Raw genomic sequence first — 21,618 nt, forward strand, 5'->3', positions numbered from 1 at the left:
ACATATCTAATTGGAAAAATTGCCCACTTCAGCTAAAAATAAAAATGAGAGCAGTTGACAAAACTTTAATTTCTAATTAAAAAAGGGGTTCTAGATATGGATATCGATTTCCGTATAGCGATCGTTTTAGCACCAATTGCCATTGCCGCCAGCTGGGCAGTGTTTAATATTGGCGCTGCGGCTTTAAGACAAATTCAAGGCTTTTTTGATCGGGAAGCCTAAATTAGGCTCAATATCATCATTATTTAACCGACTGTTTCTCTTCACAGAGGCAGTCGGTTTTGTTCATATCGATTAATGGGACATGAGGCATAAGAGGCAGAGGTGCACAGGAGCACAGAGGCAGAGGGGAAAAACTCACTGCAACTTCTCCCCTGCTCCCCTGCTCCCCTGCTTCCCTGCTCCCCTGCTCCCCTGCTCCCTTATCCCCCCTCCACTTCCTTGGATATCGATTCTGTAATACAACCGCTGCAACGCTTTGGCGTCCATCTGGGACTTGATCGCATTGTCAATTTATTGGCAAATCTTGGCAATCCTCATCACCAAGTCCCAGTAATTCATATTGCTGGCACTAATGGCAAAGGTTCAGTTTGTGCCTATCTTTCCTCAGTACTCACTGAGGCTGGTTATCGTACAGGACGCTACACTTCCCCCCATTTAGTTGATTGGACAGAACGTATTTGTCTGAATGAACAGCAAATTTCCTCTGAAGAATTGAGCCAATTATTAGAAAAAGTCCAAGCGGTTATTCGCCCTGATGACGAATCAGCAACTCAGTTTGAAGTAATTACAGCTGCCACTTGGTTATATTTTGCCCAGCAGCAAGTTGATGTGGCTGTGGTAGAAGTCGGACTAGGAGGGCGCTTAGATGCTACTAATGTCTGCTTAGAACCTTTGGTTACGCTCATTACTTCCATTAGCCGGGAACACTGGCAGCAACTTGGCCCTACCATCGCTGATATTGCTAGAGAAAAAGCAGGTATTCTCAAACCTGGATGTCCCGTTGTGGTTGGGCCATTACCACTAGAGGCAGACCAAGTGGTGCGATCGCGTGCTTTAGAATTACAATGCCCACTTTTTACACCTCAATCCGCCCGTGAAATCACTACAGGGTGGGCAGAATATCAAAATATTCAAAATTCTAAATTAATTAAATACCCTTTGCCGTTAGCGGGACAAATTCAGTTAACTAATTCAGCTTTGGCTTTAGCTGCTTTAGAAATTCTCCAACAACAGGGTTGGCAGATTTCAGAAGAAGCCATAATTAACGGCATAGCCAAAACTAAATGGCCGGGGCGGATGCAATCGACTACTTGGAACAACCATAAATTATTACTTGATGGCGCTCATAATACTGCCGCCGCCGAAGTTCTTCGCCAGTATGTCGATAGCTTAGACGCAGTTAACCCCAAGCCCGTCAATTGGGTTATGGGAATGTTTGCCGATAAGGATCATACTGATATTTTTACCGCTCTGCTGCGACCAGGCGATCGCCTTTATTTAGTGCCAATACCAGTAGAACCTTGGCCCGGTAGAACTTCTGCTGACTTAGACTACTTATCAAACCTAGCTTACAGCCTCTGTCCCCAATTAAGCGATCGCCAAATTCATCCAGATTTATTCACAGCACTAGCAGCCGCAACTTTAACCGCTACCACAAAAGATTTAATCGTTTTGTGTGGTTCCCTTTATTTAGTCGGCGATTTTTTAGCAACCACCGATATAATTCGTAAATCATAATTACGAATTTATCTTTGATTCCATTCTTGCGCCGCATCTTCTACAGCTTTATCTACAGTCTTCTCGCCTAACATTGCTGCTTGCAAGTTTTCGTAAACAGCCTTTTGCAGTTTGTTGAAATCCTTCAAGGTAGGGGTTAAGATTTCTGCCTTTGGCAGTTCTTGAGCGCTCATAACTCGCGCCTTTTCTATTGTTGAAGCATTAGCTGGAACATCTTTAAAGTAACTATCAGACAATGCTTTGATTGTAGAAGGTAGGACATTTGCAGCTTTAGCAAAGGCTAACTGATTTTCGTCATTAGTAACAAATAAAGCAAATTTCACAGCGCCATCTGGTTGTTTGCTATCGCGGGGAATAACTATGTTCATCACCGCAACGTTTTTCTTACCTGTATCACCAGTGAGTTGAGGTGCTATTCCCGAAGCTTGAGCAATTTTTGGGGCATTATTAGCGATCGTTTTCAGGAACTCTGGCCCAGAAGCTAGAAACGCCGTCTCTCCAGATTGGTATAAATCGATCGCGTGGCGATGTCCTTGGGTTAAAGCCTCTTTAGGAAGTAACCCTTTTTTATACAAGTCTACCCAATACTGAAACGCAGCTTTCCCTTGTGCTGAATTAAACGCCGCTTTCCCCTCAGCATCTATTAGGGTAACTCCCATTTGCACAAAAGATTCCAGCACTTCACCGGAATCTTGCGGTACGAAAGTTACAAAAAAGGCATATTTTCCCGTCTTGTCTTTAATTTGTTGCGCAGTTTGTGCTAATTCTGCGTAGGTTGCAGGGACTTTATTGATACCTGCCTGTTTTAATAAATCAGTGTTATAAATGGTTAACCGTGTGGTGAGATACCAGGGAATCCCAAAACTCTTACCATTAAGCGTACAAGATTCCCAGATATTCGGCAGATAGGAGGAACGTACATCATTTGGGACTTTTGCATCTAAATCTAACCAGGCATTTCGTCCGGCAAGTTGGGAAGCAAAACCCGGATTCAAGTTAACTACATCAGGTGGCGTTTTTGCGGAGACAGCTGTTAATATTTTGTTCTCCATTGCCGCCCAAGGTACATCAACCCAGTTAATCTTTATACTTGGATTTTGCGATTCAAAATTCGCAATTAGGCTTTTGAAGTAGTCGGTAAATTGAGGTTGGAGTTGCATTGTCCAAAACTCAACAGTTCCCGCTCCTGAAGTAGCTTGTTTTGTACTTGTATTAACATTACCTGTACTGCAACTTACAATCCAACTGGTTAATAAGCCAAGCAGTACCAAAGCAACAAGTTGTTTAGATTTTCGCAATTGAATCATTTTCCCAGTATTTTTACGCTTGATCGGTGTGAAAAGCTTAGACAGAATTGTTGAGATTATCGGCTAAATAAATTACCCGTAAAGACGTAATATATAACGCCTTTACTGCAACAAATTTAAATTTTCAATTTAGCAGTCCAGCGGGCACAACTGTGGTAAAAAGCTTCAATAGTCTGTTTGGCAAATCGAAAAAAGGGGTAGGCATTGAACTTGCTCCCGAACGGGTAAATGTTGTTCAGCTACGCAAGCAGGGTCAAGGCTTGAAACTAGAAATCTATACATCGGTAGCAGTTCCAGAAGGGATAGTTATCGATGGTCAAATCAGCGACCCTCCAGCAATGGCGCAATTAATCCAGCAGGCGCTAGCTGAGAGCAAAATCAAAACTTCTCGCGTTGCTACTGGTGTCCCAGGACGAGATTCTATCGTTCGGATTATACCAGTGCCAGCAGAATTAGATGATAAAGAACTGCGAGAAATGGTGCTGAACCATGAAGCAGGTTTGTATTTACCCTATCCTCGTGAAGAGGCTGATGTAGATTATCAGAAACTTGGGTATTTTGTAGATGAAGATGGCATTGAAAAAGTACACGTACTCCTAGTTGCCACCCGCAAGGAGATAACGGATACCTATATAAGTACCTTCGAGCAAGCAGGATTACAAATTGATGTTTTAGAAATTAACAGTTTTGCTCTAATTCGGACTATTCGTGAACAACTGCGACAATTTGGGCCGCAAGAAGCAGCAGTACTAGTTGATATCGAGTTCGATAGTACAGAAATCGCCATCATCGTTAACGGAGTACCGCAATTTTCGCGCACAGTCCCAATCGGGACTTATCAAATGCAAACTGCCTTAGCAAGGGCAATGAGCTTACCTACATCACGAGATATGGAACTGTTACACGGAATGGTTATTCCTGCAACTCCCATAGACGGCGGTAAAACTGGCGTTACCGAACTCGATCCTAGCATGGCTGCCATATTGAGAGTCTTGGGAGAATTAACGGATGAACTGCGCCGTTCCATCGATTTTTACCTGAATCAAAGTGAAAATTTGGAGGTAGCGCAGATTTTATTAGCTGGGCCAGGAGGTGGACTTCAACAGTTAGATGAATTTTTTACTCAACGATTGAGTTTGCCAACTACCCAAATAGATCCAATCGGGTCTTTATCTTTGGAAGTTGACACTGATAAATATCCACAGGTACAACGCTCTGGTCTGGCGATTGTACTCGGTCTAGGAATGCGGGAGGTGTAACAAAATGTACAGCCTAGATGTTAACTTTCTTAAAGACCGCCCAGCATACAAGGACAGGCCTGAGAGAAACAAGGGAATAGCCCTAAAATTTCCTACTGGGGATTTGACACTACTGTATGTCGGAGTTGCAGTAGGTGTAGGTCTTCCGGCTTTATTGGGAGTTGGTTGGTGGTTCCTGCAAGGGAAGATTGTTGAATTAGATGGTCAAATAGCACAACTAGACCAAGAAAGCAAGAGGTTAGATACAGAAATAGGAAATATTAACAATATCAAAGCCGAGACAAACGCAATTAAAGGGGAAACCCAAGCTTTAGTAACTGTATTTGACCAGATTCGTCCTTGGTCAGCAATGCTGCAAGATTTGCGCGATCGCATCCCAACGGCAGTGCAAATCGAGAACATCAAGCAAATCCCACCTGTAGCGGTAGCGGCAGGTCAGCCACCAAATAACCCCGCAGGAGGATTAGAAATTAACGGATTGGCTCGTTCTTTTAATGATGTCAATGATTTCTTATTGAGTTTACAACAGTCTCAGTTTTTAAAGCCCACAGAAACCAGAATTCTGACAGCAACATTAGTAGATGCTCCCTTAACACCAGGTGCAGGTCAATCTTCTAATGATGTAATAATTAAGCCTCCTCAAGTAGTTAAATACACTATTCAATCGAGCATGAACGACGTTCCAGCGTCGGAATTAATTCGAGAGTTGGAAAAAAAAGGCACAGTGGGGTTAGTAACTCGAATTCGTAATATGCAACAAACAGGAGTCATTTCAAAATGACGCTGAGTGATGATTTAAATTTTGCCGAACAAGGTGGGGAATTCGATCCGGCAACGCCAGCCGCACCTGTGGTATTTGGTATTGCCTTCACACCAAAAATTATTGGGATCTTGGTGGGGGTAGTTGGTTTGGCGGGAGCAGCTTATATATTTTTAAACCTGCTGATGCCAGCTTGGGAAAGCTATCAGCAGCAGCAAGCCAAAAGCTCTGAACTGCAAGCGCAAATTGAGCAAAAAAAAGCCAATATCAAACAGATTGACAAAGTTAAAGACGAACTAGCACAGGCAAAGCAGCAAAAAGTTCAGGTTTTAAGTTTATTTGCTAACGAAAAAACCTTAGATACATTGCTATTGGATTTGAACCGCTTAATTGAGTCTGGCAATACTGGAACTTCTATTAATGCAGTCAGAGCCAAACTGAATAAATTTGTGCCGATTTCCCAAAAACCAGAACCGATTACCGATGGAAGTCTGGGAGAACAGGTTAACGGCAAGCTGCAACGCAGTAGTATCAATGCCGAGATTACAGCAACTTATGAACAAACACAATCGATAATTCGTAACATTGAGCGGTTGCAGCCTTTGTTAATAGTTAAAGATTATCAAGCAACCTTGGCTCCAGCAGAGACAAGATCCCCATTAGATAAAACGCCGATGCAGGTAGGCCCAGCAGCGATTAATACATCATTCCAGTTACAGGTATTGATGCCACTTAGTCCAGAAGAAATAACCGCAGCAGCTAAAGCTGCTCCGAAAAAGTAGTCAAATTAGAGCTAGGACGAATAGAATTAGCGGCTACACAAGCGTAGATAAAGCTTTCCCGCAGACTAAGGATTTGAAAATTGAGGGTTTTGAAACTCACGTTCGCCCTTGGCGTTCTCGCAGGGTAGGTGGGTAAAGTCTCGTGTAGTCAAGCCAGCGCGGTCTTCTCCAAAAAGGAGAGGCTAACGCCAATAGGGTTTCCTTCATAAGCTAATTGGCGTGTGGTTTCTAACCGCCTACTCAAAATTGTTTGTAAACAAGGTTTTATAAGGTGAGGAATGAACTGTGAAACAGCTTCACGGTAATAGTTTTATTTTAGGTACTGCCGCTTTTGCATTTTTGGCAGCTCAACCAGTTTGGGCACAAATGAGCCAAGTTACTGGTGTCCAATTAAATCCAGCTAATGGTGGAGTTAGTGTTGTTTTGAAAACTTCTTCAGGGTCGCGCCCCCAAGTTTTCACTACTAAAAGAGGCAAGGCTTTAGTCGCAGATGTTATCAACACTCAATTACGATTACCACAAGGTAATAGTTTTCGTCAAGATAGCCCAGCACCAGGAATTGCGTCTGTTGAGGTTAATCAGCTTGATGCTAATAGCATCCGAGTGACGGTAACTGGCAGCAACAACACACCTAGCAGTCAACCGGTGGTGCGATCGCCAAATGGAATTACACTCAGCTTTAGTCCATCGGCAGGCACTACAGCATCAGCACCAACGCCAACAGCCCCAACATCCCCAACATCCACTGCACCACCTGTTACTACTCCAGCCCAACCGGGTCAAAAGCCAGATGTTCTCGTTCCCAACCCGGAAGTCACCATTGACGGACAACCTGCACAAGCTGCTGGGCCAGGTCAACCTCTAAGTCAGGCTCCACCGTTCTTACCTCGAGCCGTCGCCCCACCTGTGGGAGATATCGCCATCTCCAATGCTGATGCTTCTCCTAGCACTATCGACTTAGGAACTCAGGAACGTGTACCCCGCTTAGTATTGCGAGATGCGCCAGTGCGTGAGGTTTTGTCATTGCTTGCCCGTGCGGCTAATTTGAACTTGGCTTATGTCGGAAAGGCAGAAGACGGTAAGGGGTCTAGTGTAATTTCGTCTCAGGGTGCTGGTGATACTGAAAGGCAAACTTATGACACAGTATCCCTAGATATAGAAAATGAGCCAGTGCAAGATGTATTTAACTACGTTTTGCGCCTGAGTGGTTTAGAAGCTAACCGCAGTGGACGCACGATTTTTGTAGCGCCTAAACTGCCTAATTCAACTCGTGATGTGGTGATACGGAACCTGAGAATTAACCAAGCAAAAGTAAAAGAAATCTTAAGGGTTTTAGTTAATCTAGGAGCAGAGAGTGCTGTTAATGCTGAACCAAAGATAACTAGGGTCACTACACAAGCAGTGGGTACAGTAGAGGGAAAGCAAACAAATACAGCTGAAGACTCTGATCTAACGGCTCAACGCATTAAATTTACTGACTCAATTCCCCTACTTAGAGGTTTACAAGTATTAGGAGACGAGCGAACAAGTACTATTACTTTAATTGGTTCGCCGAGGTTAGTTGACATTGCGGTGGCTCAAATTACTCCCCTTGATATCCGCCGCCGTCAAGTGGCAGTTAACGTTAGGATTATCGACGTTAACCTCTTGGCAGCTAATGATTTCAACACTAGCTTTTCCTTTGGGGTTGGTAATAACTTTTTTACTAATGAAGGTGGTGTCGCATCTTTGAATTTTGGCGGTTCTAGACCAGCTGCTACTACTGAAGCGAGAAACAGCTTGACTAGTACACCGATCATCAATAATCTCGCTAGCACTCTTGCATCGCCATACCAGTTTCCCAAGCGTCTTCTCGCTAGTTTGCAGGCTCAGGTTACAAATGGCAATGCCAAGATTTTGACCGACCCAACCTTAATTGTGCAAGAAGGACAGACGGCTGATGTCCAACTAACTCAGCAAGTTGTAGGAGATATAACAATAACTATAACTGACACACCTGGTGGCTCTAGAGAAGTGCGAAATGCACAAAAAGAGACTGTAGGGTTAATTCTTGCTGTCCAAGTAGAAAAAATTGATGACAACGGTTTTGTTTCTCTACAAGTTGCTCCCCAAGTCAAATCTCCAGCAGGTACAGCAGATACAGGTAATGGGCAAATCATTTTAATTTCTCAACGCTCCCTAACTTCTGGCACAATTCGTCTGCGAGATGGCCAGACACTAATTCTCAGCGGCATAATTCAAGATCAAGAGCGAGTTTCAGCAACCAAGATTCCTATCTTGGGTGATCTTCCTCTGATTGGTTCGCTGTTTAGAAGTACAAACAGACAGAACCAGCGTCAAGAGGTGATTGTGTTACTCACACCTCAGATTATGGACGACTCTGAGAACTCCTCCTACGGCTATAACTACACCCCCAGCCCAGAAGTGCGGCAAATCCTTGAGCGTCGGGGGTTGAAGGTTCCTGGCAGGTAATAAAGATAATGAGTAGGTGAGTCACCTTTGCCAAAGGCTTAGATCCTCAACTTCTTTAAGAAGTTGGGGATCTTCTTGTTTACAAAATTCTCTGTGCAGAGCAGATAAGCGACTGAGGCGTTGCAGCAAAATGCTGTAGGTTAGTTTTTATCGCCTTTTATTGTGGTGTAGAAGAAAGTTTTTTAAGCACAAAAGTGCATACTACAAATTATTTTTCATAAAAATTGGTTAATCTCAGCAATAACTCTTTACCATCGGTAATTAATCCCAACAAATGCTGACCATCTTCCACCTCCCTACTCCCCTGTTTTCTTGGCAATTACGGGATTTATTAGGTATTTTTTCCTACTTTTGGGGTAGTTTTTAGTGAAACAAGTACCCTAAAATTACAAAAAATCCTGAAATCTATATAAATTAATGGTTTCATCTATCCACATCAGGCTACAACGCCTTAGAATGATTCATTGAAAAGTCGAGCCGATGGGATGTACAGCCGTTTTGAGTAAAAATACTCCCAAAGGATGATTTTTGTATTTCCGCGAACAAAGATTTTAGTACGGGTGTATTAATGTGCATCCGTACTAAAATCTCAAGTAAACCTTCAGGAGTTTGACATGAACAAAGGTGAATTAGTTGATGCCGTAGCTGAAAAAGCTAGTGTTACCAAGAAGCAAGCGGATGCAGTCTTAACTGCCGCTTTGGAAACGATTATTGAAGCAGTTTCCTCTGGTGATAAGGTAACGTTGGTGGGATTTGGCTCATTTGAATCACGGGAACGTAAAGCCCGTGAAGGTCGCAACCCGAAAACAAATGAAAAAATGGAAATTCCAGCCACGAGGGTTCCTGCCTTCTCCGCAGGAAAACTGTTTAGAGAAAAGGTAGCACCCCCAAAAGCATAGGTTCTGTCTTCGGGAACCCTTTTTTAATGCGGCAACCTGCACACGGGGGAAATTTAGCCTGGGCAGCAGCACTGGCTGGCTGTCCCCCTGATGCTATTCTGGATTTTTCTGCTAGTATCAGCCCGTTAGGGCCTCCAAATAGCGCGATCGCTGCTATTAAGTCCCAAATTGGTAATCTTAAGCACTATCCAGACCCAAACTATAGTGAACTGAGACTAGCTCTCAGTCACTTCCATCAACTGCCGTCTGAGTGGATTCTGCCGGGTAACGGCTCCGCAGAATTACTCACTTTAATCGGTAGAGAATTAGCTCAATTAGCCGCAACAATTTTAATCACTCCAGCCTTTGGCGACTACTACCGAACTTTGGCAGCGTACAACGCTAAAGTGCTGGAGTGTCCTTTGTCATTAGTCATTGGTCATTGGTCACTTGTACTGAGCGTTCGCGTAGCGTCTCGTAGAGAAGCCGAAGTATTGATCATTGACAAAATACAAAGGACAAAGGACAAAGGACTATTGCTGAATAACCCCCACAACCCAACCGGAAAGCTATTTTCGCGGGAGTCTATTTTGCCCTACCTGGAGCAATTTGCTTTGGTTGTGGTGGATGAAGCATTTATGGATTTTGTGCCGCCCAATGAGGAACAAAGCCTGATTCCGGTGGTGCAAGAATATCCGAATTTAGTAGTGTTGCGATCGCTGACCAAATTTTACAGTCTCCCAGGACTACGATTGGGATATGCGATCGCACATCCTGACTGCCTAGCTAAATGGCAGCTATGGCGCGATCCTTGGCCCGTAAACACGCTAGCTGTGGCGGCGGCAATTGCGGCACTCCAGGATACGGAATTTCAGCAGCAAACCTGGGCATGGCTACCACCTGCACGAAACCAACTGTTTCAGGGTTTAAATGAAATCCCAGGATTGCAACCCCAAGCAAGTGCTGCTAACTTTTTACTGGTTGAGTCCCAAGAATCTACTTCCCAGTTACAGCAACAATTACTCAAGGATCACCAGATTCTAATCCGCGATTGCCTTAGTTTTAAAGAACTAGGCGATCGCTTTTTCCGGGTTGCTGTACGTGAAGAGTCTGATAACCAACGCTTACTAACAGCGCTAAAAGAGAGTTAGGAGTTATAAGTTATAAGTTAGGAGTTATAAGTTAAAAAAGGTTTTAATTCTTAACTGCTAATTCCTAACTCTTAATTCCTAACTCCTAACTCTAATCTAAATTCACGTGACCGTTGACTACGATGTTGTAATTATTGGCGGCAGTCTTGCTGGATACTACGCTGCCCTTGCTGCAACCCAACTACGTGCCAAAGTAGCCCTGGTACAACCCAAAGTAGACTATGGGTTTACTCATCACCATGCTCTTACCGAAATTGGTAAACTAGCGCAAAAGTTGAAGGATGCAGCTGGTTTTGGTATTCATGCCACACACACTGATGCCTCAGAAGAATGCCATATATCTATGGCATGGCAAGAAGCGATGCTGTATGCTCAATGCGTCGCCTCAAATCTCCAAGAACAGTATTCCCCAGCTATCCTAGCCGCGCAGGGAGTCGATATCATCGTTGGCAGTGGTCAATTTCAATCTTCACCCCAATTGGCTTTTGCCGTTAATAATCGCCTACTACGCGCTCGTACTTATTTGCTGGCTAGTGGTTCGCGTCCAGAAATTCCTGAGATTGAAGGATTGCAAGCCACTGGCTATCTAACCCTTTCTAATATTTGGCAATTTTTACAGGGAGGCATATTACCCAAAAATTGGGTAATTATTGGTGGAATTCCCCAAAGCATTGAAATTGCTCAAACTTTAGCAAGGTTTGGTTCCAGTGTGACGCTGGTAGTCAAGCATCCTTATGTTCTTCCATATCTAGACCCTGAGATAGCTATATTGCTTCAAGCGCAGTTGGAAGTCGAAGGTGTACGCGTCCTCACCAAAAAACCAGTAACTCAGGTGAGGCTAATTGAGAATAAAAAGTGGATTCAAGTAGGAGATAAGGCCATTGAAACTGATGAAATTTTAGTGGCGACTGGACAACAGCCAAATCTTGAATCCCTAAATCTGGCAGCAGTAGGTGTGAAATGGCATCGGCGTAGTTTAGTTGTGAATGATAAACTGCAAACCACTAACCACCGCATTTATGCTTGTGGTGATGTAATTGGTGGTTACGACTTTGCCAATATCGCTAATTATGAAGCAAAAATTGCGCTAAACAATGCACTCTTTTTCCCCAGGTTACGAGTAAATTATCGCTCCATTCCTTGGGCGATGTTTTCTGTGCCGATGCTGGCGCAAGTGGGTTTGACAGAAACACAGGCAAAACGCCTATTTAGCCGAGATAAAATTTTAGTTTTGCGACAATATTTTAAAACAGTGGCAGCAGCCCAACTTCGGAACGAAACCACTGGTATGTGTAAATTAATTGTGTTATACAACGGCGAAATTTTGGGAGCTTCGATATTGGGGGCAGAAGCTGGCGAATTAATTAATTTGATTGCCTTAGCAATATCACAAAAAATTAAAGTCAAACATCTAGCAAATTTATCTCCTGCCTATCCCAGTTTTTCAGAAATTCTGGAACGAACTGCAAGAGAGTGGAGTAAGCAAAAGTTAAATACCAACATTCCTTTGCAAGAGTTTTTAGAAGGCTTCTTCTATTTCTGCCGCAATTGGAATTAGCACTTATGCATGGAGTTGTCACTATAATCACTTAAACAAGGTGCTGATATTATTACTGACTTTGCAGTTCTCGCTGCCTTTGCCAATATTGACAGCACCTTGATTGCAAACACAACGTCATCAGAATTGGGGAGCATCCCTCAAAATTGAGCTTAGAGGATGTTTTAAAAGGGTCTTTTGCTCTCATAGTTAGCACAGCCAAGCATCTCAGTACATGGCTAAAACCTTAATTTTTCGTCGCACTTAACACCGTGCTGAATAGCAAAATTATACCTTTCGGGACTTTTAAAACATCCTCTTATTATTTTTGTTGAAGTGCAAACTTTAGCTCTGTCAAGTCTAATTCTCCTCCGGTTGTTGTTAATACTAAATTAATGCCTAAAACACTTTTTCCTGTAGTTGTATAGTTAGTTGGAAGTATTTTATTGGTCAAATCAAAATTTGTAGCACTTGCATATGTTATTTGATATGGTGTTGGTTTATCGCCAAGTAAAAATGATGTTATAGCTACTCTTGCTGGTGCTTTCTTTACTACACCTTTTAAAGCTAAAGGCACGAGCCTAAATTGCTTTTGAGTATTAGAGGTATCAATTCTAACTATACATCTAGCCCTTGGTGATTGTGCCTTTACAGTTATAGGAGCGCGAAGCGTCAACTGACTTATTTGCGGATCGAAACTTATATTACATCCCTTATTAACCGAAAATCGTGGCTGGTTGTTTATTGGAGCAGCAGCGCTAGATGAATTGGCATCATAAGAATAGAAAAAAAACAAGCACATTAATATGAAAAAATTACGTGCATCACTTAATCTCAACATCATCTTATTCTCCATCAACAGAAATTTATAATCTGAAAAAAGAATACATTCGGTAGATTCAATGAGTGGGGGATTTAGACTCACCACTCATTGAAGACCACTAAATTTGGAATTTGGTGCGGTGTATCACCATCTATCCGCAGAATCGCTAAAACCAAGGACTAGCAACGCTTTAGGTCAAAATAAAGTCTCACATCCCCAGCATTGAGATCGGCTGTATCAACGAAAATAGAACTTCCTGATGAGGATTGTGCAATCAGATTAATACCTAATAGTCCTTGCCCACCACCACTACATAAACCTGTAGCAGCTAGAACAGTAATCTCATCTTGCTCCGCAAATGCCTTACTAGATGTAAACTTGGTAGTTTGAGGGGGAGCTACGGCTTGACCAAGAGCACCACCACTAAAGCTATAAGTTCTGTTTAAACTGGTACCTTTACTCCCTCTATCAAGATCAGTAGTTCCTTGGTACAGTACTTGTACATCTTGGACGATGAAACCACTTGGAATAAAAGTTTGAACACGTAAAATACACTTTTTACGCTGACCATTGAATGCATTAAAGTTATCCAAGACGATCGATAAGCTTCTACCATCCTCTCCAGGAAGCTGATCGGCAACACTACATCCGCCAGACCCGAGTGCATCTCCAAAAGTAATACTAGGCGGGTCTTCAGCCAAAACCTTGGTCGCAATCACGTTGATTCCAAGAATTGTAGATACAGATAGTAATACACCAAATTGTTTAAAGTTCATATTGATTGTACCTATGTTGCTAGAATTGTTTATTGATGAAAAATGCATTTAGAAGCCAGAAGGTACGAGGTATGAAGGCATCTTTGCTTTAATCCCACGCTTAAAAGCATGAGATTGAAGCAAGGATGCTTTGTGTCTGGTGTTACATATCTCGACACAATATTGTTATAGTAGTGGGCAATTACCCATAACTAAAGTTTTGATTGATACTTACAGGCTTCTGCCTTCTTCAATTGTGGGAAATCCTTTCAGGTATGCTTTGACAATTTTTGCTCAATCAGGAAATGAAGCATAACTGTATATCGCTGGAGTTAACAGAAAGAAGATGGACATCAAGTTATAAGATGTATTCTTGCTGTATTTCCGTGTGGTGAAAATCATATAGTTATCTTAATCAGCAAGTGTGTGTTCTCGATCACAGATATATTGTGTCTCCGAACACTGCCAATTTCAAGCTAGTAGTATGCAGGTAGTATGGAGGAGTAGTACTCCAAAGTTGGGTGCTAAAAATTAGGGCTATAAATCGCCGATTTAATAGTGAGATATCGATAGCGCAGCGTTAGTGAGCCGTCGAGCGTCACAGATCGCCGCAGACATCGCAGTGAAATAACTGTTTTTATTGAAAATTTATATTATTAAGTGGCTGAAATTCTACTTGTAGACTGGGAACGAGGTAATTGGGAGTGCCTTAAAAACCCCGTATGAAAATCCAAATTACTCCCGCCGCTGTTAGAGGTACGCTGAGGTTATCTGTGCCGTGGGGCGAAACTGCCTCTGCTAAAGTTGCAAAAGTAGCAGTTACCACCGCCGTCAACAAGGCCCACCCGAAACTTAAAGGCGTTGCCAGGGGACTCAGCGACGAACCAGGTAGCAGTAACAGCACCAAGAAAATCACTACTGTACTCGCTACAAACATTGCTGCTGAACCTTCCCAGGAACGTATAGAACTTCCCACTTGGTATTTATGTTGCCCAAAACGTCTACCGATTAATGCTGCTAGTGCATCACCCCAGGTCATGGCCATTATCCCTGCTACAGCAATTGGAGCGCTATCTACTGGCCCCTCCGGTCGCCATAGTAGCCCGAACAGCAGTGTCACTGAGATAGCGAAATAAACTGTACCGGGTGAGCTATCCTGGGTATCCATTGCGCCGATGATTCGGTAGCGGTAAAACAGGTAGTTCAATCCGATAAAGGTAGCAAAAGGTATAATTCCGATTTCCCAGTTTCTAAACAGTAGCAGGACGCCGAAAGCCCACATCCCTGCACCAATATGGATTACTTTGCGAGTCAAATCCGGCTTCACACCAAACAGCTTACGCAATCCCTCGCCAATCACAAGCAGACTGATAGCGTAAACATAAGAAATTGCTAGCCCGATAAAATCATTTGTCATTTGTCATTTGTCATTGGAGAAAGACTTACAGAAAGTGGCCCCTCTGCTTTGCTGGTTCACTTAGGTCGATCGCTATTTCGTCTAAAGTTTTTTTCTACTGACGAAACGCTACCAATACCTTGAAGAATACCACGACCGATTAAACCTAAACCCCGACCAACTATTTGGGTAAGGATAAAAACTATACCGCTACCTACAAAAGCTACTAGCGATTTTAGACGCGGTGCGATCGCATCACTAAATTCTAGGAGCAATGTTACTACTAAAGGAATATTAGAAAGTTTTACTAACTCCTGATTTCGAGGAGCATAAACTGAAGTATTGGCAATACCACGAGGCGCAATTACAAATAGCTCATAGCGACTTTCAAAAACTGCTTTTGGCTCGTTTATATAATTTTTAAATTTATATTTCCACGACAAATCATTTCTAAACCGTTCAATCTCTCTTGTAGAAATCAATTGACGTCCATAAAATTTTTGCTTAATCTCTTCTACATCTGCTAAATAATTTAGCAGCGGTTGTACTACTCCATTCCCTACCTGAATCAACAAGTTCTCTAAAATCATTAATGCTTGAGATTTGGCTTCATCACTCACTACTGGATAAGAGATATTATCAATGTTCAACTCTGTTTGAAATAATAGATAAGAATACAACTCATAAACTAGCGGGATTTTATTGAGAATATCTTTTTGCACAACCTCTATATTTTCCAGCAACAAATTAACGACTTCTATATTTTGATTAACTATTTTTATCCGAGAAAATTTGCCAAAAAAATCTGTAATTGTTGCTTGCCATAAATCACTTGTTAAAGTATTTTTTAGTTCATATAATTGATTTATCTCTATTTGAGAAGTACGCAGTTCATCCAATTGGTTAGCCAATTTTTGCAAAATAAGATAAAGTAATTCCCGTTTTTTATCTTCACGAAAGATGTCAATTTCTAAAGGTATATCTGTGACATTTATTAAAGGTAATTGAAGTTTGGTAATACAAGATGTAAATAAGGCAGATTGTAGGCTTCCTGGACTAAGTAAAGAAGATATAGTTTGCCTTTGTTGAATGGCACTACTTAATGAAGGAGTCAAAGGCGGCCGATCAGCAACCGGAATCTGTTCCTCTTGCCTTTCTGGTGGTGAAACCAACAACCGATTTAGTAACCAACGAGCCGCTAGCAGTTCTCGCCCCTGTCCAGCTAGAATTGCTCGATCTAGTACTGGTAGTCCGGGAACTTGTAATTGTGCTGTTACTGCGGCTAGGGTAGCGTCAATGTTAGCAATTCCTGACAAACGTAAATTATTTCGCAGTTTAGAGAAAGGGAGTGAGGAGTTAGGAGTTAGGAGTGGGGAATTAGGAGTTATTATTGCTTGCGTGTCCTGGAACCAATAGGAACCACCATCTGCAACTTCTTGCATGGCGGCGACTAACTCAAGAAGTGGTGTACCTTTGAGGCAGTAGCCATTTACACCAACAGATTTCGCCGCCAATAGCAGTCCTTGTTCTTGAATAGAACTCAGGAGCAAAATTGGTAGGTTGGGATATAAGGCTCTGAGTTGCCGACAGAATTGTAAACCTAGCTGTTGACTGGTGGTGGAGCGACCATTACCGAATTCCAAAACTACCAAATTTACCTGATTAGGGTCTTTTTCAGCAATTTCTGCTAGAATCTGCAAGGCAACGGTATCAGTTTCTACAACTGCGATCGCTTCCAGGTTAGGAATCGCTTCGAGGGCTACCCGTAATCCCAGACGAAAAATCGGGTCTTGGTCGATTAACAATAATTTTAGAGGGCGATCGCTCATAATCCACTCAATTACATCAGCACTGTTTTTTACCAATCAGAAAACAGCTTTGATACAAAACTTTGTCTTCCCCATTGTCACCTGTTTTCGCAAACTGATAAATCGATCATAATTGCCTTATGCAGCCTTCACTGTGTAATTAAATGAACCTGAGTATTCGGCACTGGTTGGCAGAACGCCATATCGCAATCAATCAAATCAAAGGCTTTTCTGAGGGGCAATTGGCAGGTATTGCCTACCATATTGTTCAGGATATGGAAGTCAAAAGCCTAATGCCTTTTGATATCTGTACCTTGGTAGAGGTTTTAGAACTGCCCTTAAATATTGTTTGGGAAGAAATCAGTGTCATTTCCCAGTTGACAGAAAAACTGTTACGTAGCCTCAGCCAAAAAAAACCGTTAAAACGTAACGAAGGCACATGGCTAGCCTTTCAAATTGCCTATCTCCAGGCTTTGCAAGCAATTCTAGAGCAGGAAGCAAGCTTACAAAAGCCGTGGTTAGACCGGGCAATTATACCCATACAACCACACATACTTAAAGAGGATGTGGGTAAATTCATTCTCCAAGATCCGCAACTACAAGGATTGCTGAAAACTCTCAGCCCAGGTAAATTGACTGATACTCAAGCTGAACAAGCACTGTCTTCAGTTGCAGATTCATTACTGGTGCAACAAATAAATAACGCTGCTATAGCTTGGTTAGTTGCCAATGGTGCAGAAGAACCGGAAGCGAAACTCCTAACACAGCGTTTGGTCAACTCACTTCCTGGTGACATATTGGTAGTCGTCACCGAAAATGCTGCACCTTTAGCCCAACTGCAAAAATTTTTCCGTTTGGGGATTTCATTATCTCCCAATTTCATTACCCCAGAAGTTGGTTCTACAGTCAGTGAAAAAATTGATTTGCACCGAGAACATTACCGTGCAAGTTTGATTAAAAACCTCAGCATCCCTTTGCTAATGGAATCCTTTGCTCTTAAAGATATCTATATACCACAAAAAGGTTTACCAATAGAGGAAAATATTTCTGAGCAAGATAAAAAAACTATTAAACCAGTTGATTTAAAAACATGGGTGCAGAAACAGCTAACTGATTTAGAAACGATCGCTGTTATTGAGTCGGAACCTGGTTATGGAAAAACTAGTTTTTGCCAACTTTGGGCAGCACAGGTAGCAGAGGAATTATACCCTACTTGGATGCCTATAGTAATTAAGTTGCGAGATGTAAAATACGGTAAAACTCTCATCGAAACTCTAAATTCTGCCTTTCCCGTTAATCTTTCAACTTGGTTAGAGCAAGAAAATCTCCCTTGTCTGTTGCTGCTGGATGGTCTGGATGAATTGCCCCATTCTACTCAGAGTATCAGAGCACAAGCAATTTTTATTCAGCAATTACTAAACTTTCAATCTCAGCACCGCCACAAAATTGTGTTAACGAGTCGGTCAAAGACATTACCAGAAATCATCTCCGAACTACCACTATTGTTGAGGCGAATTATTATTCAGCCGTTGGATGTGGACGAACTCAAACAATGGTTTCAACAGTGGGCAAAAGTGCAATCATTGCCCATCACTCAAAATTTCTTTACATTTCTCAAACAGGCAGGGTTATTTACCAGCCAATTAAAGTTAAGAGAATTATCCGCCCTTGTCCGTCAACCCCTAATGCTGCATTTGTTGGGCATCTTGCACCGCGAGGGATTGCTAGATGATGAACTATTGCAGTTAGCTGCTAATACCCAAAAGTCTTTTCTGTTATCGGAAATTTATCATCGCCTGAGTCGATGGTTGTTGGGTTATCCGCTAAGTGGTGGGATCAAAACAATGCTACTGCGTTCGGGTACGGCTCATATTCATCGGACTCCAGAAGCGATCGCTAATTTACTCGCCGGTCGTCATCCCCAAGATTTACTTGAGCAGATGCAAGCGATCGCTCTTAAAATTTTACACTCGCAACGTCATCAAATTAATCTAGCTGGTGAATTTAATACTTTACCAGCCTTTTATTTTAAAATTTGGGATGTAGAAAGCTCAGGCGAAAGTGCAGCGAAAAGTAGTTTAATTGAGTTTTCGCATCTCAAGTTAGGAGAATCTCTTTGTGCAGATGCAATTGCTGCCCAACTTAAATTTCTGACTCAGTATCAAGAGGAAGCTTATGGTACGCCCACTTTTGTTCTTGATTCTCCTAGTAGCGTAGCCCAGAATATTTATAATTTACTAGGTTACGGGATACTTAGCCAAGAAATTGAAGAACTAGCGATCGCCGGATTGCGTCGCCAACAAAAGCACAAATTTTCGTTTGAAGTTCTGTTTCAACGTCTTTTATCTTTCTGGCGTGCTTACTGTCAAGGACGTTGGTTAGATGAGGGGATAGCCCACAAGGCTTTGACTAATTTTCATGCCCTGCAAAACCTTGTGAATGTTGAACAGGTGAATGCTGCTGTGGGAATGAATGTGTTTTTATTGCTTTGTACTTGCTACCGAGAAACAAAAGTTCCTTTTTGGCCTTGTGGGAATCCAGTCAATTTGACAGAATTCAATCCAGAAGTGCTGAGTGTGCTAATTGCTAGGACAACGGTTTTGCATAAAAGTGCCTTTGCAACCCGAATCAAGTCTCTGGCTGGACTCAATTTATCGGGAGCCTTTTTATCGCAAGTGATGTTAACTGGAGTAAATCTTGAGCAAACAAACTTATCTAATGCGGAGTTAATGGGGGCGAATTTGGCTGGAGCTAATTTGCAACAGGCGAACCTCGCAGGCGCAAACCTACAATACGCAAATCTTACAGGTGCAAACCTACAACAGGCAAATCTTACAGGCGCAAACCTGCAACAGGCAAACCTTATGGGGACAAATCTTAATTCTGCCGATCTCACCAATGCCTGCTTATTTGACGCCATCCTTGCTACAACTGACAAAAAATTGGCCGCTGATAATGGTGCTTTATTATCTAAAGAGTTGTTTCAAAAACTGAAACATTTGCGTAGTTTACCGCCGCAGGCATCGCAGCAGCCTTTCTTAAACACCGTACAAATCACGCCAAACACAAAGGTTAATTGGAACAAGATCCCTGCAATCGGACTAATTGAAAGCTGTGAAGGCACAATTTTGTCAGTAGATTTAGATGATAATATCGAGGATGAGACAGTTTTTGGCAATAACTTGATTGGAGAATAGGGAATAGGGAATCGGGATTGGTTCATCTTCCCAGTCCTCAGTCCCTAGTCCCTAGACCTCTTCCGGGTTGCGGTAGCCAAAAAAGTTAATACTGTAGTCAGTAATCCGCACTCCTGTTTCTTCTTCAATTTTGCGGATCAAATCTTCTGGTAGTTCCACATGAACATCAAGAATTTGATTTGTATCCACACAGTTAATATGACTGTGAGAGTCACTAATGTTGCCGTACAAACGCCCATCACAGCGTTCAATACACTCAATGATGCCTTGACTGGATAATGCTTCTAAATTTTGATAAACAGAGGTATGACCGATCTCTTTACCTTGGTGGTTCAAGCGATCATAAATCTCTCTTGCAGCAAGATGTTCATTTGCTTGCCAAAGTAATTCCAGAATAAAGCGGCGCTGACGACTGACGCGCATACCCAGGATTTGACAGCGCTCAAGTGCATCTTCTAAGGAACGAATTGGTTTTGTAGTAATTGTTTGTTTTTGCATATTACAGCTTGTTAACTGTTAGGGGAATTTTCCGATCTAAATGTTTATTGGTTATTTAATATATGCAATGATATTGCACACCGCTGTTTTACCTACACTTATGTTTTGGCTTTTGATGCTGGGGAAGTGACAGGTGCGATTATGATTTTTTTTTTGCTTGTTGACGGTTACTTTGATCAGACCTTAATCTAAAACAAACTCATTACAACTTTAACTTAAAATTGCTGTAAATGTCCACCTTGGGGCAGCTATTGTCTTGCCCAAGTAGGCTGATTCTAATGGCGTACCATATTAATCGTGTAGTAATTATTTATTAGATGCGAGTAATTATAGCAATGATAAAAGTAACATTTAATTTTAGTAAACATCGGTGAAGTGAGTGGCGTAGGTGAGCATTTACCGCAGGCATCGCCAGTAGCTCATATCAAGGCTATTAATGGATGTATATTTGTTATAACCAGCGAAAATTAACTAAAAGTATCAAATAAATTTGAGCAAGGTCAGACTTGTGTTTAAACCTTGTATGGGTTGACGAAATTATTAGCAAAAAAGTATCAGTAAATACTAATTGATTTATGAAGAAGACTTTGTGCTATCAAAAGTTAATGTAGCGTCAATCCCTGAAAGCTGCTACTGTATATTCTCGATCCTACAGTTGAGCATCAATAAAGTGGCTGCTGAATCAATGACAATTGCGATCACACTCAATAATGACTTCATTAACAATCTGGATCTGTCCCCTGCATCAACAGTGATTGAAAAACTGCTGCAAGATGGGGTTGCATCCCACGAACAGCAGCTACGCTTTGATGTCAATTACGATCTCCAACCTGGCGACCCACGAGAACTCTCAGAAATTCCAGAGGTGCGACTGTGGTTTGTGCGTCTAGATGCCAAATATCCCTGGTTGCCATTTTTACTAGATTGGAAAGCTGGGGAATTTGCCCGTTATGCCGCCATGCTTGTACCACACCAGTTCAGTTCCCAAGAAGGCATTCAATACAATCCTGAAGCCTTAGAAATATTTTTGATGCATAAAATCTTTACTTTAGGTGACTGGCTTAAACAGCAAGATATCCCCAGCCTCTCGCGGCTAAAGTCTATGGCGCAAATTCTAGGTTATGAATTAGATGATGCTTTTTTTGAAATATTTTAAATAGCTAATAGGTCATGGAATTTTGAGAAAATTTTCTTCGTTTTAGTGGACTGTGTGAGGTTATTCTTCTTAGATTGCAATATTGTTCAGTTAAGCCCT

At 42.0% G+C, this 21,618-nt stretch carries 17 protein-coding genes; 11 read left to right on the forward strand and 6 right to left on the reverse strand.

Annotated features, from left to right (window positions below; genetic code table 11):
* Window positions 1-96: 96 nt before the first annotated feature.
* Window positions 97-222, forward strand: coding sequence for a photosystem II protein Y (locus tag NLP_RS23000; RefSeq protein ID WP_104908377.1), 126 nt, complete (start codon window positions 97-99; stop codon window positions 220-222).
* A 219-nt stretch (window positions 223-441) separates the two neighbouring features.
* Window positions 442-1,740, forward strand: a complete 1,299-nt coding sequence (locus NLP_RS23005; protein WP_104909989.1) for a bifunctional folylpolyglutamate synthase/dihydrofolate synthase — start codon at window positions 442-444, stop codon at window positions 1,738-1,740.
* An 8-nt stretch (window positions 1,741-1,748) separates the two neighbouring features.
* Here NLP_RS23005 and NLP_RS23010 read toward each other — a convergent pair whose 3' ends face one another.
* Complete coding sequence (locus NLP_RS23010; RefSeq protein WP_104908378.1) at window positions 1,749-3,047, reverse strand: ABC transporter substrate-binding protein; 1,299 nt, start codon at window positions 3,045-3,047, stop codon at window positions 1,749-1,751.
* Window positions 3,048-3,199: 152 nt separating this feature from the next.
* Between NLP_RS23010 and pilM the strand changes: the two genes are divergently transcribed.
* From pilM to NLP_RS23045, 7 genes are all read left to right on the forward strand, one after another.
* Window positions 3,200-4,306 (forward strand): type IV pilus assembly protein PilM, encoded by a 1,107-nt coding sequence (gene pilM, locus NLP_RS23015; protein ID WP_104908379.1) that lies wholly within the window; start codon window positions 3,200-3,202, stop codon window positions 4,304-4,306.
* Between the two features lie 4 nt (window positions 4,307-4,310).
* On the forward strand, window positions 4,311-5,087 hold the full coding sequence (locus NLP_RS23020) for a PilN domain-containing protein (protein ID WP_104908380.1): 777 nt from the start codon (window positions 4,311-4,313) through the stop codon (window positions 5,085-5,087).
* On the forward strand, window positions 5,084-5,848 hold the full coding sequence (locus tag NLP_RS23025; protein ID WP_104908381.1) for a pilus assembly protein PilO: 765 nt from the start codon (window positions 5,084-5,086) through the stop codon (window positions 5,846-5,848). The genes NLP_RS23020 and NLP_RS23025 overlap by 4 nt, the downstream gene beginning before the upstream one ends.
* Before the next feature lie 285 nt (window positions 5,849-6,133).
* Window positions 6,134-8,320 carry a type IV pilus secretin family protein gene (locus tag NLP_RS23030; protein WP_104908382.1) on the forward strand — a complete coding sequence of 729 codons (2,187 nt, stop codon included), beginning with the start codon at window positions 6,134-6,136 and terminating at the stop codon, window positions 8,318-8,320.
* 614 nt (window positions 8,321-8,934) lie between these two features.
* Window positions 8,935-9,219 carry an HU family DNA-binding protein gene (locus tag NLP_RS23035; protein ID WP_010998076.1) on the forward strand — a complete coding sequence of 95 codons (285 nt, stop codon included), beginning with the start codon at window positions 8,935-8,937 and terminating at the stop codon, window positions 9,217-9,219.
* Between the two features lie 26 nt (window positions 9,220-9,245).
* Window positions 9,246-10,349, forward strand: coding sequence for a threonine-phosphate decarboxylase CobD (cobD, locus tag NLP_RS23040; RefSeq protein ID WP_104908383.1), 1,104 nt, complete (start codon window positions 9,246-9,248; stop codon window positions 10,347-10,349).
* A 106-nt stretch (window positions 10,350-10,455) separates the two neighbouring features.
* Window positions 10,456-11,907 (forward strand): dihydrolipoyl dehydrogenase family protein, encoded by a 1,452-nt coding sequence (locus NLP_RS23045; protein WP_104908384.1) that lies wholly within the window; start codon window positions 10,456-10,458, stop codon window positions 11,905-11,907.
* A gap of 301 nt (window positions 11,908-12,208) precedes the next feature.
* Here NLP_RS23045 and NLP_RS23050 read toward each other — a convergent pair whose 3' ends face one another.
* From NLP_RS23050 to NLP_RS23065, 4 genes are all read right to left on the reverse strand, one after another.
* Window positions 12,209-12,730: a hypothetical protein gene (locus tag NLP_RS23050; protein ID WP_104908385.1), complete on the reverse strand. Its 522-nt coding sequence runs from the start codon at window positions 12,728-12,730 to the stop codon at window positions 12,209-12,211.
* Between the two features lie 158 nt (window positions 12,731-12,888).
* Entirely contained in the window at window positions 12,889-13,485 is a 597-nt protein-coding gene (locus NLP_RS23055) for a DUF4360 domain-containing protein (protein WP_158680504.1), read from the reverse strand.
* Window positions 13,486-14,173: 688 nt separating this feature from the next.
* Window positions 14,174-14,881: a diacylglycerol/polyprenol kinase family protein gene (locus NLP_RS23060; protein ID WP_104908387.1), complete on the reverse strand. Its 708-nt coding sequence runs from the start codon at window positions 14,879-14,881 to the stop codon at window positions 14,174-14,176.
* A 56-nt stretch (window positions 14,882-14,937) separates the two neighbouring features.
* Complete coding sequence (locus tag NLP_RS23065) at window positions 14,938-16,689, reverse strand: DUF3685 domain-containing protein (protein WP_104909990.1); 1,752 nt, start codon at window positions 16,687-16,689, stop codon at window positions 14,938-14,940.
* Between the two features lie 143 nt (window positions 16,690-16,832).
* Here NLP_RS23065 and NLP_RS23070 point away from each other — a divergent pair, with 143 nt between their 5' ends.
* Entirely contained in the window at window positions 16,833-19,865 is a 3,033-nt protein-coding gene (locus NLP_RS23070) for a pentapeptide repeat-containing protein (RefSeq protein WP_104908388.1), read from the forward strand.
* 51 nt (window positions 19,866-19,916) lie between these two features.
* Here NLP_RS23070 and NLP_RS23075 read toward each other — a convergent pair whose 3' ends face one another.
* The gene (locus NLP_RS23075) at window positions 19,917-20,363 is read right to left on the reverse strand and encodes a Fur family transcriptional regulator (RefSeq protein WP_104908389.1); all 447 of its coding nucleotides are present in this window, start codon (window positions 20,361-20,363) and stop codon (window positions 19,917-19,919) included.
* Between the two features lie 685 nt (window positions 20,364-21,048).
* Here NLP_RS23075 and NLP_RS23080 point away from each other — a divergent pair.
* Entirely contained in the window at window positions 21,049-21,519 is a 471-nt protein-coding gene (locus tag NLP_RS23080; RefSeq protein ID WP_104909991.1) for a CRR6 family NdhI maturation factor, read from the forward strand.
* The last annotated feature ends 99 nt before the right edge of the window (window positions 21,520-21,618 follow it).

The sequence above is a fragment of the Nostoc sp. 'Lobaria pulmonaria (5183) cyanobiont' genome (genome assembly GCF_002949795.1).
Classification (GTDB): domain Bacteria; phylum Cyanobacteriota; class Cyanobacteriia; order Cyanobacteriales; family Nostocaceae; genus Nostoc.

What these genes read in the sequence shown, in the direction of transcription:
- NLP_RS23000 (WP_104908377.1), top strand. Translation starts at nt 97, where the DNA reads ATGGATATCGATTTCCGTATAGCGATCGTTTTAGCACCAATTGCCATT.
- NLP_RS23010 (WP_104908378.1), bottom strand. Translation starts at nt 3,047, where the DNA reads ATGATTCAATTGCGAAAATCTAAACAACTTGTTGCTTTGGTACTGCTT.
- NLP_RS23020 (WP_104908380.1), top strand. Translation starts at nt 4,311, where the DNA reads ATGTACAGCCTAGATGTTAACTTTCTTAAAGACCGCCCAGCATACAAG.
- NLP_RS23025 (WP_104908381.1), top strand. Translation starts at nt 5,084, where the DNA reads ATGACGCTGAGTGATGATTTAAATTTTGCCGAACAAGGTGGGGAATTC.
- NLP_RS23035 (WP_010998076.1), top strand. Translation starts at nt 8,935, where the DNA reads ATGAACAAAGGTGAATTAGTTGATGCCGTAGCTGAAAAAGCTAGTGTT.
- cobD (WP_104908383.1), top strand. Translation starts at nt 9,246, where the DNA reads ATGCGGCAACCTGCACACGGGGGAAATTTAGCCTGGGCAGCAGCACTG.
- NLP_RS23050 (WP_104908385.1), bottom strand. Translation starts at nt 12,730, where the DNA reads ATGATGTTGAGATTAAGTGATGCACGTAATTTTTTCATATTAATGTGC.
- NLP_RS23055 (WP_158680504.1), bottom strand. Translation starts at nt 13,485, where the DNA reads ATGAACTTTAAACAATTTGGTGTATTACTATCTGTATCTACAATTCTT.
- NLP_RS23060 (WP_104908387.1), bottom strand. Translation starts at nt 14,881, where the DNA reads ATGACAAATGATTTTATCGGGCTAGCAATTTCTTATGTTTACGCTATC.
- NLP_RS23065 (WP_104909990.1), bottom strand. Translation starts at nt 16,689, where the DNA reads ATGAGCGATCGCCCTCTAAAATTATTGTTAATCGACCAAGACCCGATT.
- NLP_RS23070 (WP_104908388.1), top strand. Translation starts at nt 16,833, where the DNA reads ATGAACCTGAGTATTCGGCACTGGTTGGCAGAACGCCATATCGCAATC.
- NLP_RS23075 (WP_104908389.1), bottom strand. Translation starts at nt 20,363, where the DNA reads ATGCAAAAACAAACAATTACTACAAAACCAATTCGTTCCTTAGAAGAT.
- NLP_RS23080 (WP_104909991.1), top strand. Translation starts at nt 21,049, where the DNA reads ATGACAATTGCGATCACACTCAATAATGACTTCATTAACAATCTGGAT.